This window comes from Halomonas sp. HP20-15 (assembly GCF_033446685.1).
Taxonomy (GTDB): Bacteria; Pseudomonadota; Gammaproteobacteria; order Pseudomonadales; family Halomonadaceae; genus Modicisalibacter.
This window is the reverse complement of sequence record NZ_JAWQLY010000002.1, coordinates 422,322-437,959: the sequence shown is the minus strand read 5'-3', so window position 1 is coordinate 437,959 and position 15,638 is coordinate 422,322. Positions and strand designations below refer to the sequence as shown.

14 protein-coding genes are annotated in these 15,638 nt (G+C 67.8%); 10 read left to right on the top strand and 4 right to left on the bottom strand.

What is annotated here, in order from left to right; all coding sequences use genetic code 11:
* Positions 1-32: 32 nt before the first annotated feature.
* Positions 33-215: a hypothetical protein gene (locus tag R6258_RS04455; protein WP_318447910.1), complete on the top strand. Its 183-nt coding sequence runs from the start codon at positions 33-35 to the stop codon at positions 213-215.
* A gap of 51 nt (positions 216-266) precedes the next feature.
* On the opposite strand, the gene R6258_RS04450 is transcribed toward R6258_RS04455, so the two are convergent.
* Together R6258_RS04450 and R6258_RS04445 are read right to left on the bottom strand one after the other, a co-directional pair.
* Entirely contained in the window at positions 267-2,324 is a 2,058-nt protein-coding gene (locus tag R6258_RS04450; RefSeq protein WP_318447908.1) for a CocE/NonD family hydrolase, read from the bottom strand.
* Positions 2,325-2,391: 67 nt separating this feature from the next.
* The gene (locus R6258_RS04445; RefSeq protein WP_318447905.1) at positions 2,392-3,693 is read right to left on the bottom strand and encodes an ATP-grasp domain-containing protein; all 1,302 of its coding nucleotides are present in this window, start codon (positions 3,691-3,693) and stop codon (positions 2,392-2,394) included.
* Between the two features lie 330 nt (positions 3,694-4,023).
* On the opposite strand from R6258_RS04445, the gene R6258_RS04440 reads away from it, so the two are divergent.
* The 3 genes from R6258_RS04440 to R6258_RS04430 all read left to right on the top strand — a co-directional run bounded on the left by R6258_RS04440 (position 4,024) and on the right by R6258_RS04430 (position 6,655).
* Positions 4,024-4,890 (top strand): RibD family protein, encoded by an 867-nt coding sequence (locus R6258_RS04440; protein ID WP_318447902.1) that lies wholly within the window; start codon positions 4,024-4,026, stop codon positions 4,888-4,890.
* Between the two features lie 109 nt (positions 4,891-4,999).
* A complete protein-coding gene (locus tag R6258_RS04435; protein WP_318447900.1) occupies positions 5,000-5,422 on the top strand; it encodes a VOC family protein in 423 nt (140 codons plus the stop codon).
* Between the two features lie 93 nt (positions 5,423-5,515).
* On the top strand, positions 5,516-6,655 hold the full coding sequence (locus R6258_RS04430) for a PQQ-dependent sugar dehydrogenase (RefSeq protein ID WP_318447898.1): 1,140 nt from the start codon (positions 5,516-5,518) through the stop codon (positions 6,653-6,655).
* Between the two features lie 16 nt (positions 6,656-6,671).
* On the opposite strand, the gene R6258_RS04425 is transcribed toward R6258_RS04430, so the two are convergent.
* Positions 6,672-6,923 (bottom strand): hypothetical protein, encoded by a 252-nt coding sequence (locus tag R6258_RS04425; protein ID WP_318447895.1) that lies wholly within the window; start codon positions 6,921-6,923, stop codon positions 6,672-6,674.
* A gap of 141 nt (positions 6,924-7,064) precedes the next feature.
* Here R6258_RS04425 and R6258_RS04420 point away from each other — a divergent pair, with 141 nt between their 5' ends.
* Both R6258_RS04420 and rapA read left to right on the top strand, forming a co-directional pair.
* Entirely contained in the window at positions 7,065-7,880 is an 816-nt protein-coding gene (locus tag R6258_RS04420; RefSeq protein WP_318447892.1) for a TlpA disulfide reductase family protein, read from the top strand.
* Positions 7,881-8,121: 241 nt separating this feature from the next.
* Positions 8,122-11,058 carry an RNA polymerase-associated protein RapA gene (gene rapA, locus R6258_RS04415; protein WP_318447891.1) on the top strand — a complete coding sequence of 979 codons (2,937 nt, stop codon included), beginning with the start codon at positions 8,122-8,124 and terminating at the stop codon, positions 11,056-11,058.
* Between the two features lie 25 nt (positions 11,059-11,083).
* Here the strand turns inward: rapA and R6258_RS04410 are convergent, their stop codons facing one another.
* Complete coding sequence (locus R6258_RS04410; RefSeq protein ID WP_318447888.1) at positions 11,084-11,995, bottom strand: TIGR01777 family oxidoreductase; 912 nt, start codon at positions 11,993-11,995, stop codon at positions 11,084-11,086.
* Between the two features lie 260 nt (positions 11,996-12,255).
* Between R6258_RS04410 and R6258_RS04405 the strand changes: the two genes are divergently transcribed.
* The 4 genes from R6258_RS04405 (at position 12,256) to R6258_RS04390 (ending at position 15,615) form a co-directional block, all read left to right on the top strand.
* On the top strand, positions 12,256-12,636 hold the full coding sequence (locus R6258_RS04405) for a CbiX/SirB N-terminal domain-containing protein (protein WP_318447885.1): 381 nt from the start codon (positions 12,256-12,258) through the stop codon (positions 12,634-12,636).
* Positions 12,637-12,773: 137 nt separating this feature from the next.
* Entirely contained in the window at positions 12,774-13,685 is a 912-nt protein-coding gene (locus tag R6258_RS04400; RefSeq protein ID WP_318448040.1) for a MerR family transcriptional regulator, read from the top strand.
* Between the two features lie 35 nt (positions 13,686-13,720).
* On the top strand, positions 13,721-15,136 hold the full coding sequence (phrB, locus tag R6258_RS04395; RefSeq protein WP_318447883.1) for a deoxyribodipyrimidine photo-lyase: 1,416 nt from the start codon (positions 13,721-13,723) through the stop codon (positions 15,134-15,136).
* 50 nt (positions 15,137-15,186) lie between these two features.
* On the top strand, positions 15,187-15,615 hold the full coding sequence (locus tag R6258_RS04390; RefSeq protein WP_318447880.1) for a nuclear transport factor 2 family protein: 429 nt from the start codon (positions 15,187-15,189) through the stop codon (positions 15,613-15,615).
* Positions 15,616-15,638 lie beyond the last annotated feature (23 nt).

Here is a 15,638-nt window from a genome sequence, read left to right as displayed (position 1 = left end):
TGTGTACTTATGTAATCTAGATGGAGGTTGTCATGGCCAAGCGAAGCTTCAAGATCACTCCCGCCACGCTCGGACCCCGCGGTCACTTGCAGCAGCCGGACTACTGGCTGTTGCTGGAAACCACCGGTGGCAAGGTCAGGGAAATCGACCGTTACCCGACCTACCCCGAAGCGGTCCAGGCGAACCGGGAAGTCTGCGAACGCCTGCTGCACTGATGCGATCCGGCGTGGCAAGCCGCCTCGCGACCGGGCGCCTAGCGCTTAGGTCTAGACCAGGTCGCGAGGTATCTCCTCGTCCCAACTCTTGGCGAACACCCGGCTGTCGCCCTCGTAGGCGTCGAGCGTGGCGCGCAAGCGAAAGTTGTCGGCATCCGAGGTCATCAGCGTGCGGGCCACGGTGCGCACCAGCCAGTCGCCACGCCGGAAGTGGCGCTCCCACTCGGTCCAGCCGCTGAGGCTGTCGTAGTTGCCGTAGGCGTAGCTGTAGCGCTCGGTGACCCGCACGGCGAGTTCCAGATCGATGTCGTCGAGACGATAGACGCCCGCGTCGTTGACCACTTCGAGGGTGGTGCGATCGTTGGCCAGATCGCGGATCACGCACCAGGCCTCCTGGCTCGGCTGGATCAGCGTGCGCGCCAGCGGCGGCGCGCCTTCCGGCATGGCGAATGCCGGCAATGCCGCCTCCTCGGCCGGATCCGGCTCGCGGCACGGCAAAATCAGCCGACTCGAAGCCGGATACAGCGTCAATCGCACCGGCTTCGGCGACGGCCAGGCCAGCGGCCAGTAGCTGGTCGACAACGACAGTCGCAAGGCGTGTCCCACCGGGAACTGCTGGGCGATGTGCTTGAGCGGCACCCGCACCCGGTAGCGCCTGCCCGGCTCGAGCGGCTCGGGGTGCTCGTCGCTGTCGCGGTGGGTGAGGTTGAGCAGGCCGTACGAAACCCGGGTGGCCTTGTCGTCCATGGCGATGTCGTTCAGGCGCAGGGCAATCATCGCCACCGGCTGGTCGGCCTCGAGTTCGAGCTCGGCCACCGGCTGGCCGCAGATCTCGAGCGTCTCGCCGAGCGGCTGGGTCTGGAAGATCAGCGCGCCGCCATCCTCGTCGCGCTGGTCGTGCGGCAGGTCGGGAGGCGCATTGTAGGAACACCACTTGCCGGCATAGAGGCCGACGAACAGCGGCGAGCGGATCGTCAGCGGCGCGGCGGCGCCCGGCACGTCGTCGACCCCAGGCGCGGCGGCGATCCGGTCGACTTCGGGGATCAGGTCGTGACCGCTGGTCAGGCGAAAGGGCTGTGGCACGATCGTCGGCGACGGCCAGCTCGGCTCGCTGACCCAGCGCCCGGGACGCACCTCGTAGCGCGCCGAAGGTGGCACGGAATCCTGCATCCAGACCCGCAGCATCGGCTCATCCATGATCCCGGTCTCCTGGCCTTTCAGCCAGTAGTCCCACCAGCGCAGCGTCTCCTGCAGAAAGCCGATCGCCGGGCCCGGCACGCCAAGGTGCGGGTACTTGTGCGCCCAGGGCCCGACCAACCCCTTGCGCGGTACGTCGAGTCCTTCCAGCAGGCGGAACACGGCATTGCAGTAGCCGTCGGCCCAGCCGCTGACGGCGTAGACCGGACAGCGGATCCGCGTGAAGTCCTCGCCCACCGAGCCGTGCTTCCAGTAGGCGTCGCGGCGCTGGTGGGCCAGCCAGGTCGCCAGCCACAGGCCGCTGCCTTCCAGACGCTGCTGCCACATCTCGCGCCAGCGCTCGCCGACCAGTGCCGGGTCGGGCGGGCTGGCGTTGGCGTCGAACATCGTCGAGGCCCACGACAGATTGTCGCCGAGCAGGCAGCCGCCCATGTGGTGAACGTCGTCGGCGTAACGATCGTCGGTGGAGCACAGCGTGATCACCGCCTTGAGCTGGGGCGGTTGCAGGGCGGCGATCTGCAGGCCGTTGAAGCCGCCCCATGAGATGCCGATCATCCCGACGTTGCCGTCGCACCAGGGCTGGCGCTCCAACCAGTCGAGAATCTCGACGCCGTCGTCGAGCTCCTGCTGCAGGTACTCGTCGGTCAGCACGCCGTCCGATTCGCCGCTGCCGCGGATGTCGACGCGCACCCCGGCGTAGCCGTGACCGGCCCAGTAGGGGTGGGTCTGGGCATCGCGCGGGGCCGTCAGGTCACGCTTGCGGTAAGGCAGGTATTCGAGGATCGCCGGCACCGGATGCTGCTCGGCGTCCACCGGCCGCCAGATGCGTACCGCCAGCCGACAACCGTCGGCGAGCGTGATCCAGCTTTCCTCTTCGTGAATCCGGCGTGTGAAATCGCTGACGATGCGCATGGCGGCCCCTCATCGTGTCGTCGTTAGGCATGGATGCTTTCAGGGTAGGCGAAGCGCCGCGCGCCGTTCAGCCGATGATCTCCTCGAATTCGAAAGCCAGTGATGCGGCAAGCGCGGCATAGTCGTCGAGCAGCGCTTCTTCACTGTCGGCACCCATCCAGATGTGCGCCAGCGCGAAACTGTAGCTGTCCTGTTCGGGCAGCGTGGAAAGCCGCGTGCCGACCTCGACCTGCAGGGCGATCACGCACCCCGGGAAGCGTTGCTGCAGCGACTCGAGCTCTTCGTCGCTGGGTACCCGCGTGACCACCGCGTCGACGAAGAACACCCGATAGAAGAACTTCGCGGCGATTGCGAACGCGCCTTCGGCCGAGGGCATGTCGGGGCGCTGACCCAACGCCAGATCGACGGTGACCTGCTGATGGCTGACCCCATCGACCTTCTCGAACAGGTCGCAGTGCGACTGGGAGATTCGCGTGTTGATCTCGAGCAGCCAGATGCGGTTCTGGACCTCGTCCCAGAAGAACTCGACATTGAACGCGGCGTTGTCGTAGCCGATATGCGTCATGATGGTCGTCGTCAGCTCGCGCATCTTGTCCTGAATGTGGGCCGGCAGACGCGAGGGATAGCGATAGTAGAAGAAGCTCAGCACCTGGGGGTAGCGAATCGAATCGACGATGCCGTAGGGCGCCACCTCGCCCTGGAAGACATAGCCTTCGACCGTACACTGCCAGCCACCGATGATCTCTTCGGCCATGCAGAAGCCGCCATCCACCGCGCGCACCGCGTCGGGCAGGTTGGCCTGTTCGAGGATGAAATTGAACGGCTCGGAAATCAGCCCGATGTCCTCGCGCAGCCGGGTGATCGCGGCACCGAAGTCCTCGGGGCTGTCGATGCGAAAGCCCAGCCGCGATCCCGATGACTTGATCGGCTTGACGAAGAACGGGAAGTACAGCCCCGCCTCGCCGATACGCGACAATGCCTCGTCGTCGAACGGGTCGAAGGCAGTGAAGCGCGGGATGTAGTTGCCGATCACCTCGCGCTGGGTCAGCCGACTCCAGTACTTGTGCTCGCACTTGAGCAGGCTTTCGAGACTGGTGGTCCGGGTGCCGTAGCGCTCGCACAGCAACGGCAGCATGGTCGAGACCGGGAAGTCCATGTAGCCGACGATGGCGTCGATGCTGCCATCGAAGGCATCCAGTTGCGCCGAGGCCTGCTGCAGCATCTCCGCGATGGGAAATATCTCGGTGTCGTAGACCGCTTCCGGTTCGATCACGCCATGGAAACGGTACTCGCTGGCGCCGCGCAGGTGCTCGAGACGCTCGCGATTGAACGCATTGAGCCCGACGACGAAGACGTTGCGCGGATCCATCGCTGCCTCCCTGGCATCCCGAACGGGTCGCCTGTTGTGACGTGAGCGGGTCACCTTGTAGCGACGAGCACGGGTCGCCGTAGTGACACCTGGCGAGAGCGGAGCGCTGCCTTGCGGCCCGCTCTCGCCAGGCGACCGCTCCTGCTGTAGCCGGCCCGTTGCCGAGCCGTCCGTACCCGCAGCGTTATGCTCAAGATAGCCGCTGGCGCCGAGGCAAAAGTATGAAAAAAGCCATCCATCCAGGCACCCAACGCGGCGCCGTCGCGCGTGCTATCGTGCCATTTCACTGTCGTATCGAATCGATCTGAAAGGCACCTGGAACGCACGGCCATGACACTACTCAGGCTCTATCCCGCCCCGGCACAGGCGTGTTCGCTGGAAGGACTCTATCTCGACACGCCGCTCGCTCATGCCACGCCCGACTCCCCCTTCGTCTACAGCAACTTCGTCACCAGCCTCGATGGCCGGGTCGCCGTCGAGAATCAAGCGGGTCAAGACGAGGTGCCGACGAGCGTCGCCAACCGCCATGACTGGCGGCTCTATCAGGAACTCGCGGCACGCGCCGACGCGCTGCTGATCGGCGGGCGCTATTTCCGTCAGCTGGCCGAGGGTCGCGCCCAGGCCGCGCTGCCGGTGGCCGACGAACCAGCCTTCGGCGATCTTCTGGCCTGGCGCCGCGCCCAGGGCCTGCGGCCTCAGCCCGACGTGGTGGTGCTCAGCAATACGCTCGATTTCTCGCTGCCCGAGACGCTGCTCGAGCAGGGCCGGCGGGTGTTGATCTTCGTCGCCCGGCCGTTGATCACCGCCGAGCGGCGCGCTCGCCTGACCGCCCAGGGGGCCGAAGTGATCGGCTTGGATGCCGAGCCGGACGCCGCCAGCGTCACCCGCGAGCTCGACGTCCGCCAGGTCGTTCGCGCACTCGGCGAGCGCGGCTACCGACGGGTTTATTCGGTTGCCGGTCCCTATTCCCTGCATTCGCTGCTGCGCCATGGTGTGGTGGATACGCTGTTCGTCACCCAGCGCCTGGCGATGATCGGCGGCGAGCGTTACCAGAGCCTGCTCGAAGGTCCGTCGCTCGCCACTCCCGCCGGCTTCTCGCTGGCCAGCCTCTACTACCAGGAGAGCGTCGACGGGGATGCCGGGCAGCTTTTCGCCCGCTTCGACCGGCGCCCCGGCGCGGACGCGGCGAGTCGATAGCCAAAACCGATTGGCGGCTTGCAAGGTTTCAAACGGCGTCCTCGCGACGTTTAAACCAGACTGGAGACGCATAACAGCCTATAACACGAACAAGATCGAGGAGTGCGCCATGCAACGCCTTTCACTAGGCAAGTCGGTCCTGCGCGTCCGGGACCTTGCCGCCATGCGGGAATTCTTCGCCCGCGTGCTGCGCCTGCCGCTGTTGGTGCAGTCGACGACCACGGCGGTCTTCGAGCTGGGCACCGATATCCGCGGCCACACTCAGGTATTGATGCTGATCAGCGGCGACGGCGCCGATGCCCCGCAACACCTGACGCTCGAGGTCAGCGACGATCAGTTCCCCGCCACCTGCGAGCACCTCCGCGCGCAGGGGGCGGCACTGTTCGAAAGCGACAACAGCAGCGCACCGGGCTGCGCCTGGCGGATCCTCACCTGCCAGGCGCCGGAGGGGCATCGTCTGCAGGTGGTGAGCATCGATCCCGGACGCTGCGCACCGGCCTCGGCGTTCCCCCCGGCGACCACTCATCCCTGATCGGAGCGCGCCGGTCTTTTCGCGCATCGCTTGCCAACCGGCCAATGCCGATTACTTTGCAAGAAAGCGATGACAGCAAGTGAGGAGACCGCGATGTTACGCACCGCCCCATGGCAGGCCGGCAGTGTCGCCGCATTGGCCGCCGCGCTATTGATGCATGCCTCGGCAAGCCCGGCACAACCGCCGCCCAGCGTCGAGACTCAGGCCGGCAGCATTCGGGTCGAGGCGCTGGCCGAGGGTCTCGTGCACCCATGGGGGATCGCGTTCCTGCCCGACGGGCGAGCGCTGATCACCGAGCGTCCCGGGCGACTGCGGATCCTCGCTACCGACAACACCCTTTCCGAGCCGCTGGCCGGCGTTCCCGAGGTCTTCGCCCAGCGTCAGGGCGGCCTGCTGGACGTCGCCCTCGATCCCGATTTTGCAAGCAATCGCCAGGTCTATCTGTCCTTCGCCGAACCCGGCGACGGTGGGGCGTCCACCGCGCTCGGCCGCGGCCGCCTGGGCGACGGTCGGATCGAGGATTTCCAGGTGATCTTTCGCCAGCAGCCCAAGGTCGGCGGCGGTAACCATTTCGGCGGACGGATCGTGTTCACCGGTCAGGGCACGCTGTTCCTGACCCTGGCGGAACGCTTCAAGTTCGACCCGGCCCAGGATACCGGCAACCATCTGGGCACCATCGTGCGCCTCACGCACGATGGTGCACCGGCGCCGGGCAACCCCTTTCTCGGCGACGACCGGGCGCGAGACGAAATCTGGTCCTACGGCCATCGCAACATCGAAAGCGCGGCGCTGCACCCCGAGACGGGTCAGCTGTGGATCGCCGAGATGGGCCCGCGCGGCGGCGACGAGCTCAACCTGCCCGAGCCGGGCGGCAACTACGGCTGGCCGGTGGTGAGCTGGGGGGAGAACTACGACGGCAGCGATATTCCCGACCCGCCGAGCCGGCCGGAATTCGCCGACTCGATCAGGCACTGGACGCCGGTGATCTCGCCGTCGGGCATGGCGTTCTACACCGGCGAGGCGTTCCCCGACTGGCAAGGCAGCCTGCTGATCGGCGGCCTGAGCAGCCAATGCCTGGTACGCCTGGAGCTCGACGGCGAGACGGTGACCGATGAAGAGCGCATTGCGCTGGGAGCGCGGATCCGCGACGTCGAGCAGGGCCCGCAAGGACGCGTGTATTTGCTGACCGACCAGGACGACGGCGCCGTCTGGCGCCTGCAGCCTGCGGATTGATCGGGCGGGGAAGCGCTCAATCCACCGACTCGTGCTCATGGCTCTCGTCGTCACGAGCACGTTCAGCCGCCGCCTTGCGGCCGCGATTGTCGCGGTACCGACGCAGCACCGCGATGGTCAGCGCGGCGAGGAGCATCGCCGCCAGCGTCGCCCCCTGCCAGGGCCGTGCGGCGTCGCCGAGCACGGTTTCCAGGGTGATGATCAGGATGAAGCCCAGCGCCTGGCTGGCGATCGCCAGCGCGCGCAGGGCGTCGTAGCGCTTGGCCATGACGGCGACTCCAGTGACGCATCGTCGTGCGATGAGCGGGGCGGATGACAGCGGGACCTCGGCCCCGTAGGCTGGCCATTGTAGCCTGCCCGGGTGGCGCTGACGACGGCCCACCCGCCGTCCCGCATGGAACCGTCGCTCATGGACGCTATCGCCCTCGGGCCATTGCTCATCGCCCTGCCGCGCCTGTACGCCTTCGCCACCGCGCTGCTGCTTCTCGCCGGCGCGCTGTTGCTGCGCCTGCCCGCCACCCAGCGTGGCCGCTGGCTCAACGGTCTGTGGGTCGCTTGCCTGCTCGGCGCGCGGCTGGGCTACGTGCTCCTTCACGCCGACAGCTATCGCGCCGCGCCTCTCGATGTCTTCAAACTCTGGCAGCCCGGCTACCTGCCGCTCACCGGCTGGCTGGCCGGCACGGCCTGGACGCTGTGGTCGCTGCGTCACCAGCCTCGCCAGGCATTCGTCGCCCAGGGCCTGCTGATGGCCGCCACCGGGCTGTGGCTGGGGCTGATGGCCTGGCAACCGCTCGGCCATGACGCCGCCCCGCAACGCCTGCCCGAGATGACCCTCGAAGACCTCGACGGCAATCGGGTGAGGCTGTCCGCGCTCGGCGGCGAGCCGCTGCTGGTCAATCTCTGGGCCAGCACCTGCCCGGCCTGCCGGCGGGAGTTGCCGTTGCTCGCCGAGGCGGCGCAGCGCGGCGATGTCCGAGTGGTGACGATCAACCAGGGCGAGAGCCTGCTCGAGGTCGCCCGCTATCTGGACCAGCAAGGCCTGGACCGGCCGGCGACGCTGCTCGACCCGCACCAGAGGCTGATAGCGCTCAGCCAGGCCCCCGGGCTGCCGACGACGCTGTATTACGCGGCCGACGGTACGCTCCTGATCAGCCACGCCGGCGAGTTCGGCCGCGCCCAGCTGGACGCCTGGCTCGACCGCGGAGAGAGGGTGCTTAAAAAATAGGCGAACGAAGGCAAAACAAGGCGAAATTGAGCGAAAAAGCGCAGTTTACGCTGGATAAATGAGCATTTTGAGAACAATTTCAACGCCGTATTGCCGAGTGCAGGCGTTTTGTAGGCGCCCTATCAGCGCTTAATCGTCGCCCGAGATTGCTGTACCATACGCGCCCCGTCGCCGGCCGGGCGCCTTGCCGCCACCGGCGGCCCGGAGGCGACGCACCGTATTCCTGAGCATCCGAGGCACCATGAGCGAATTCATTCCCGGTCAGCGCTGGATCAGCGACGGCGAGGCCGATCTGGGCCTGGGCACCATCCTCAACGTCGATGCGCGCAGCGTCACCGTACTCTTCGCGGCCAGCCAGGAGACGCGCACCTACAGCGTGCGCCAGGCGCCGCTGACCCGTGTGCAGTTCGGCAGCGGCGATCGTATCGAGTCCGCCGACGGCAGCCGCCTGAACGTCGACGACACCAAGGAACGCGACGGCCTGGTGGTCTACATCGGCCAGGACGAGTCCGGCGAGTGGCACGAGCTCTCCGAGGCCAAGCTTTCCGATCGCATGCAGTTCAATCAGGCTCGCGACCGTTTGCTGACCGGTCAGGTCGACCGCAACGACTGGTTCGACCTGCGCTTTCGCACCCTGCACCATCACCATCGCATCAGCCAGAATCCGGCGCTCGGCCTGGCCGGACCCAAGATCGACCTGATCCCCCATCAGCTGTACATCGCCGACGAGGTCTCGCGGCGCCATGCCCCACGGGTGCTGCTCGCCGACGAGGTCGGCCTGGGCAAGACCATCGAGGCCGGGCTGATCCTGCACCGCCTGCTGCTCAACGGGCGAGCCGAGCGTGCGCTGATTCTGGTGCCCGACAGCCTGACCCACCAATGGCTGGTCGAGTTGCTGCGGCGTTTCGCCCTCGACGTCACGCTGCTCGACGAACAGCAGAGCCAGGCCCACGGCGAGGCCAACCCGTTCGACGCCGGTCAGCTGATCCTGGCCAGTCAGCAATGGCTGTTCGCCAATCCGCATCGCCAGCGCCAGGCCGAGGCCTGCGCCTGGGATCTGCTGATCGTCGACGAGGCCCACCACCTCGATTGGTCGCCGGCGGCCAGCGGCCCCGGCTATGACTGCGTCGAGCGCCTGGCGCGTGCCGTGCCGGGGCTGCTGCTGCTCACCGCCACCCCCGAGCAGATGGGCGTGCATAGCCACTTCGCCCGGCTGCGCCTGCTCGACCCCGATCGCTACCACGACCTGGCGCGCTTTCGCGCCGAAGAGGCCGGCTACGTGCAGGTCGCCGAGGCCATCGACGCGCTCGAGCGGCTGCCCGGCGACGCCGCGGCACTGGCCAGCGTCGCGGCGTCGATCGACGATGCCGACAGCCAGGCGCTGCTCGAGACCTTGGCCGACCCGCAGAGCGCCGCCGCCCAGCAGCAATCCGCCCGCGACCAGCTGCGCGAGCAGTTGCTCGACCGCCACGGCACCGGCCGGGTGATGTTCCGCAACAGCCGCCGTCACGTCGGCGGCTTTCCCGAGCGGCACCTGCACGTCACCCGGCTCGATCCCCCCTCGGCCTATCGTCGGGTGTTGCGCAGGCTCGAGCGCGACGAGGACTACCTCGACGAACTGCTGATCGAGACCGGGCTCGACCATCCCGATGTGATGCTGTATCTCGACACCACCTACCGTGCGTTGAGCGACGACCCGCTCAATGCCGAGCCGTGGTGGCAGATCGACCCGCGCGTCACCTGGCTGCTCGAGCACCTCACCGAGACGGGCCGCGACAAGACCCTGGTGATCGCCCACGACCGCGCCACCGCCAGCGACCTGGCCGAGGCGCTGCGCGTGCTCGGCGGCATCCACGCGCCGGTCTTCCACGAGGGCCTGACGCTGGTCGAGCGCGACTGCGCCGCGGCGTCCTTCGCCGACGAGGAGGACGGCAGCCAGGTCATGGTGTGCTCCGAGATCGGCTCCGAAGGACGCAACTTCCAGTTCTGTCGTCACCTGGTGATGTTCGACCTGCCGCAACTGCCCGACCAGCTCGAGCAGCGCATCGGCCGCCTCGACCGCATCGGTCAGCGTCATGCCATCGAGATCCATGTGCCGGTATTCGCCGGCAGCCCCGGCGAACGGCTGTTGCGCTGGTATCGGGAGAGCATGGACGCCTTCGATGCGCCGCACGGAGTGGGCAGCGAACTGCATGCGGCCTTCGGCGACGAGCTGGCCGAGGCGCTGCTCGACGATGCGGCGCTCGAGGCGGTGATCGGCGAGACCCGCGCGCTGTTCGAGACCCGCCTGGCCGAGCGCGATGCCGGGCGCAACCGCTTGCTCGAGCTCAACGCCTGCCGCGGCGATCGCGCCGCGACGGTCGCCACGGCGATCCGCGAGCTCGACGAGGACCGCGCGCTGCCACGCTACCTGGACCAGGCGCTGGATATCTTCGGCGTCGACAGCCAGGATCTCGGCAACCAGCTCGTCCACCTGCGCGCCGGGGCGCACATGCTCGACGGCCTGCCCGGGCTGGTGAAGGGCGAGGAAGGCTTCACCGCGACCCGCTCGCGCGAGCGGGCGCTGGCCCGCGACGACGTCGAGCATCTGTCGTGGGAACACCCGCTGATCCGCGAGCTGATGGGCCGGATCCTCTCCGGCACGCTGGGCAATACCGCGCTGGCGCTGCTCGATCACCCGTCGATCCCCGCCGGGCGGCTGATGGCCGAGCTGGTGTTCGTCACCGACTGTCCGGCGCCTTCGCGGCTGCATGTCGATCGCTTCCTGCCGCCCACCGCGGTGCGCGTGCTGCTCGACGAGTCCGGCGCCAACCTGTCCGCCAAGGTCTCGTTCAGCGGGCTGGCCAAGAACCTGCACAAGGTCAAGAAGGCGGTCGCCCGTGATCTGATCAAGTCGCGCCACGACCAGTTGCGCGAACTGCTGGAACAGGGCGAACTCGAAGCCGAGCGCGAACTGCCGACGATCGTCGAGGCCGCGCAGCGCCGCATGCGCAGCGTGCTCGACGACGAACTGTCGCGACTGCAGGCCCTGGCGCGTCACAACCCCGCGGTGCGCCAGGACGAGCTCGATGCCCTGCGCGACGAGCGTCAGGCGCTCGACACGGCGATCGAGGGCGCGCGCCTGCGCCTGGACGCCGTGCGAGTGATCGTCACCGTCGATCGCGAGACCCGCCGCTGACGACCGGCCGCGGCGTGACGGACGGCTAGGCCGCCGCGCGCCCGCGCTGGAGAATGTCGGCCAGCGCCGCGTCGAGGGTCTCGAAGTTGAAGCGGAAACCGGCGTCGAGCAGCCGTCGCGGACGCATGTCGGCGCCGGTCAGCAACAGGTGCGACATCTCGCCCAGCCCCAGTTCGAGCAACGGCGCCGGTACCGGCAACAGTGCCGGCCGGTGCAACCGCCGGGCAAGGGTGGCGGTGAACTCGGCGTTGCTCACCGGATGCGGCGCCGAGGCGTTGAAGGCACCGCTCAAGGTGTCGTGATCGAGCAGGAATTCGATGCTGCGCACGTGATCCTCGCGGTGGATCCACGGCATGAACTGACGGCCACTGCCGAAACGCCCGCCCAGGCCCATCCTGAACGCCGGCAGCAGCTTGGCCAGCGTGCCGCCGCCGGCGTCGAGCACCAACCCGGTGCGCAGCAACACGACCCGCACCCCGTGGCGCTCGGCCTCGTGGGCCTTGGCTTCCCACTGTGCGCACAACCGGTGCGCGAACTCCTCGTTGGGCGAGGTCTTTTCGTCCACGGCGCGCTGGCCCTGGTCGCCGTAGTAACCCATCGCCGACCCCGAGACCATCACCCGCGGCGGCGTGGACGACTGCCGGCAAAGATCCACCAATTGCTGGGTGACGCTCAGCCGTGAGTCGAACAGGCGTCGCTTCTGGGCGGCGCTCCAGCGCTTCCCGGCGATCGGTTCGCCGGCCAGATTGACGATCGCCTCGGGCTCTCGCTCGGCGAAAGCGGCCACCTCGTCGCGAATGTCGCAACCTTCGGGCAGAACCCGCCGGGCCGCGTCCGGCGACCGCGACAGGACCATCAGCTCGTGACCGGCCCGCGCCAGCCGCTGGCAGAGTAGACGCCCCACGAAGCCGCTTCCTCCCGTGATCAGAATGCGCATGGCGCCTCCCCGTTCTTGTCTGTTTCGCGACGCGCTGGACCTCGTCGCGGATGAACCGGCGATATGCGTCGAACGCTTCGGCCGGGTGCCTGCTGGCAGCGGCCTCGATTCGGCACGTGCCAAGTTATACGGCTATTGTACGCATCTGATAGTCTAGTCAGTGGCCGTCGCCCCTGCCCAGCCATACGTGGGCTCAGGCCATGCGCGCGGAGCCCGGCCGGGCGCACCCCGTCCGCAGCATCGATCCTTGAGGAGGCATCATGAACGACGCCCTGATTCTGCTCGCCCACGGCTCGCGCGATCCGCGCTGGCGGGCTCCCTTCGACGAGCTCGCCAGGACACTCGCCGCACGCGTCGAGCGGCCGCTAAGGATGGCCTACATGGAACTCTGCGAGCCGTCGCTGGAGGCCACCGCCGCCGAGCTCGATGACGCCGGCTGCCGGCACGCCGACGTGCTGCCACTGTTCTTCGCCGCGGGGCGTCATCTGCGCGAGGACGTTCCCGGCCAGATCGCCGCCCTGCAGACCGCGCATCCGCAGCTGAGCCTGCGCCTACTGGCGCCGGTCGGCGAACACCCGGCCTTCGTCGACGCCCTGGCCGCCATCATCGAGGGCCGAGCCGACGCCGCACCCGGCAAATAAATTGGAACAGTTGTACAAAGCAATTATTCTGTATAACTCTTTACCCACCCCTGTCGGCATCGCGGCTATGCGCAGGGCACCGACCGCCTTCTTGGATCCCGGGCGGTATCGCCAGACAGCTAGAGGCACGCGTGCGCATGATCAATGACAAGCCCATGGATCACGCCGGCTCGGCGCTGTATCCGATTCGCGAAGTCTCGCGCTTGACCGGCGTCAACTCGGTGACGCTGCGCGCCTGGGAACGCCGCTATGGCTTGATCCGCCCGCAACGCACCCCCAAGGGACACCGGCTCTACGCCCGCGAGGACATCCAGCGCGTCGAGCACATTCTCCATTGGCTCGATCGCGGCGTACCGGTCAGCCAGATACGCGAGCTGCTCGACCGCCCCGACAAGGCCGAGGCGATAGCGATCGACGAGGGCGATTGGGCCGGTCAGCGCCAGCAATGGATCTCGGTCGTCGAAGCGCTCGATGTGCAAGGCCTCGAGGCGCTGTTCAACCAGGCCCTGGCGCTCTATCCCGTCGAGGTCTGCCTTCTGGAAATCTGGCAACCGGTCGTCGACGAGCTCGAGGAGCGCTGGCACGACCAGTTGGGCGCCGCCGTGCAACGCCAGCTGCTGGAGAGCTTTTTGCGCACGCGCATCGGGACCCGTCTGTATCACGCCAATCAGTACGTGCATGGACCGCTGCTGCTGCTCTCGCGCCTGTCCGACGATGCCGACCGGCTGGGCGCGCTATTGCTGGCGCTGGCCGCCAGCGACGCCGGCTACCGCATCCAGCTGTTCGACACGCCGCTGCCGCTCGGCGAGTGGACGCTGGTCATGGAGCGCCTGAGTGCCGCCGCGCTGCTGCTGACCAGCGACCGCGCCGAAGGCAACGAACTGATGCGCCGCCACTTGCCGCGGCTCGCCGAGCAGCTCAAGGCGCCGCTTTGCCTGGCCGGCCCGGTCGCCCATATACGCGCCGCCGAGCTTGAAACCAGCGCCATCCAGCCCCTCGGCACCATGCCGGTCGCGGCGATCGAGCGGCTACGCAGCGTAATCGGCTGACGCAAGCGGCCCTCAACCAGCGACAGGAGGCGCGGATGGCCCGCCAATTGATGTGGTTTCGTAGCGACTTGCGCACCCTCGACAATACCGCGCTGGCCGCTGCAGCTCGGCGCGGCCCGGTGGTCGCGGTCTTCCTGCACGCACCCGAGCAGTGGCGCGGCCATGGCCACGGCGCCAACAAGATCGACTTCCTGCGCCGCGGTGTCGAGGGCCTGCGCGATGCCCTGGCCGGGCTCAACATTCCGCTCATCCAGCGCGATATCGGCCGATTCGAGGCCGCGCCGCGGATGCTCGCCGCGCTGGCCCGCGAACACGACGCCGAGGCGCTGCACTTCAATCGCGAGTATCCGCTCGACGAGCGCCGCCGCGACGCCGCGGTACGCCAGGCCTGCGAGGCGGCCGGCCTCAGCGTGCACGGCTATACCGACGCGGTGGCCTTCGCCCCGGGAGAACTGCTCACCGGCCAGGGCGACTACTACCGGGTCTTCACGCCGTTCGCCAAGGCCTGGCACCGCCAGATCGATGATGACCGCCTGGCGCTGCGCGATACGCCCGCCGTCCAGCCTCGCCAGCCGATCGCCGGCGATCCCCTGCCCGAAGCGCCCGAGTACGCGGAGCGCCCGGTCGATGCCGCGCTGTGGCCCGCCGGCCAGGAAGCCGCCGCCGATCGCCTGGCGCGCTTTCTGCGCTTCCGTGCACGTCACTACGCCGAACAGCGCGACCTTCCGGCGCTGGCCGGTACCAGCGAGCTGTCGCCCTACCTGGCGCTGGGCATGATCTCGCCGCGCCAGTGCCTGCAGGCCGCGATGAGCGAGAACGATGGCCACCTCGGCGATGGCGACAAGGGGCTGACCAGCTGGGTCAATGAACTGGTGTGGCGCGAGTTCTACCGTCACATCGTCGTCGGCTTTCCCGAGGTATGCCGCTACCGGCCCTTCCAGGCGCATACCGACAAGCTCGCCTGGCACCGCGACGACGAGCGCTTCGCCGCCTGGTGCGAGGGCCGCACCGGCTATCCGCTGGTCGACGCCGCGATGCGTCAGCTGGTGCAGACCGGCTGGATGCACAATCGCCTGCGCATGGTGACGGCGATGTTCCTGGCCAAGCATCTGCTGATCGACTGGCGGCGCGGCGAGGCGTTCTTCCTACGCCACCTGGTCGACGGCGAGTTCGCCGCCAACAATGGTGGCTGGCAATGGGCGGCGTCGACGGGCACCGATGCAGCCCCCTACTTTCGTATCTTCAATCCCACCACCCAGGCCAGCCGCTTCGACCCCGACGGCCGGTTCATCGCGCGCTACCTGCCCGAGCTCGCCGAGCTACCGGCCAGGGCGCGGCACGCCCCACCTCGCGAAACCCTCGACGGCAACCGCTACCCGGCGCCGATCGTCGATCACAAGGCCGCCCGCGCCCGGGCGCTCGACGCCTTCAAGGCGCTTTCCAGCGACTGACCCGCCGCCGGCGCAGGTCGGTTCACCGCCCTACACGACAGGAGACAGCGATGGCCGTCGACCCGCCATTGGAGGCCTTTTGCGCCTTCTACAATAAGTTGGACAAAAGCTGTACAAAACACCTACCCGAAATTTACACTGCGGATATCCGCTTCATCGATCCCTTTCAACGGATCGAGGGTATCGCGGCGTTGACCGGCTACTTCGACTCACTCTACGCCAACCTCGAAAGCGCCCACTTCGAGTTTGCACAGCGCCAGCGGCAAGGTGACCAGGCGTTCGTCTGCTGGACGCTGACCTTGGTGCATCCAAGGCTGGCCGGTGGCCGTCGGGTAGCGATAGAAGGCTGTTCGCGATTGCGCTTCCGGGGCGACCGGGTCTGCGAACACCACGATTACTTCGATGCCGGCGCCCTGCTCTACGAGCACCTGCCTCTGCTCGGCACGGCGATTCGCTGGCTCAAGCGGCGCCTGGCCTGACGGCGGCCCGATCGTCGAGCGCC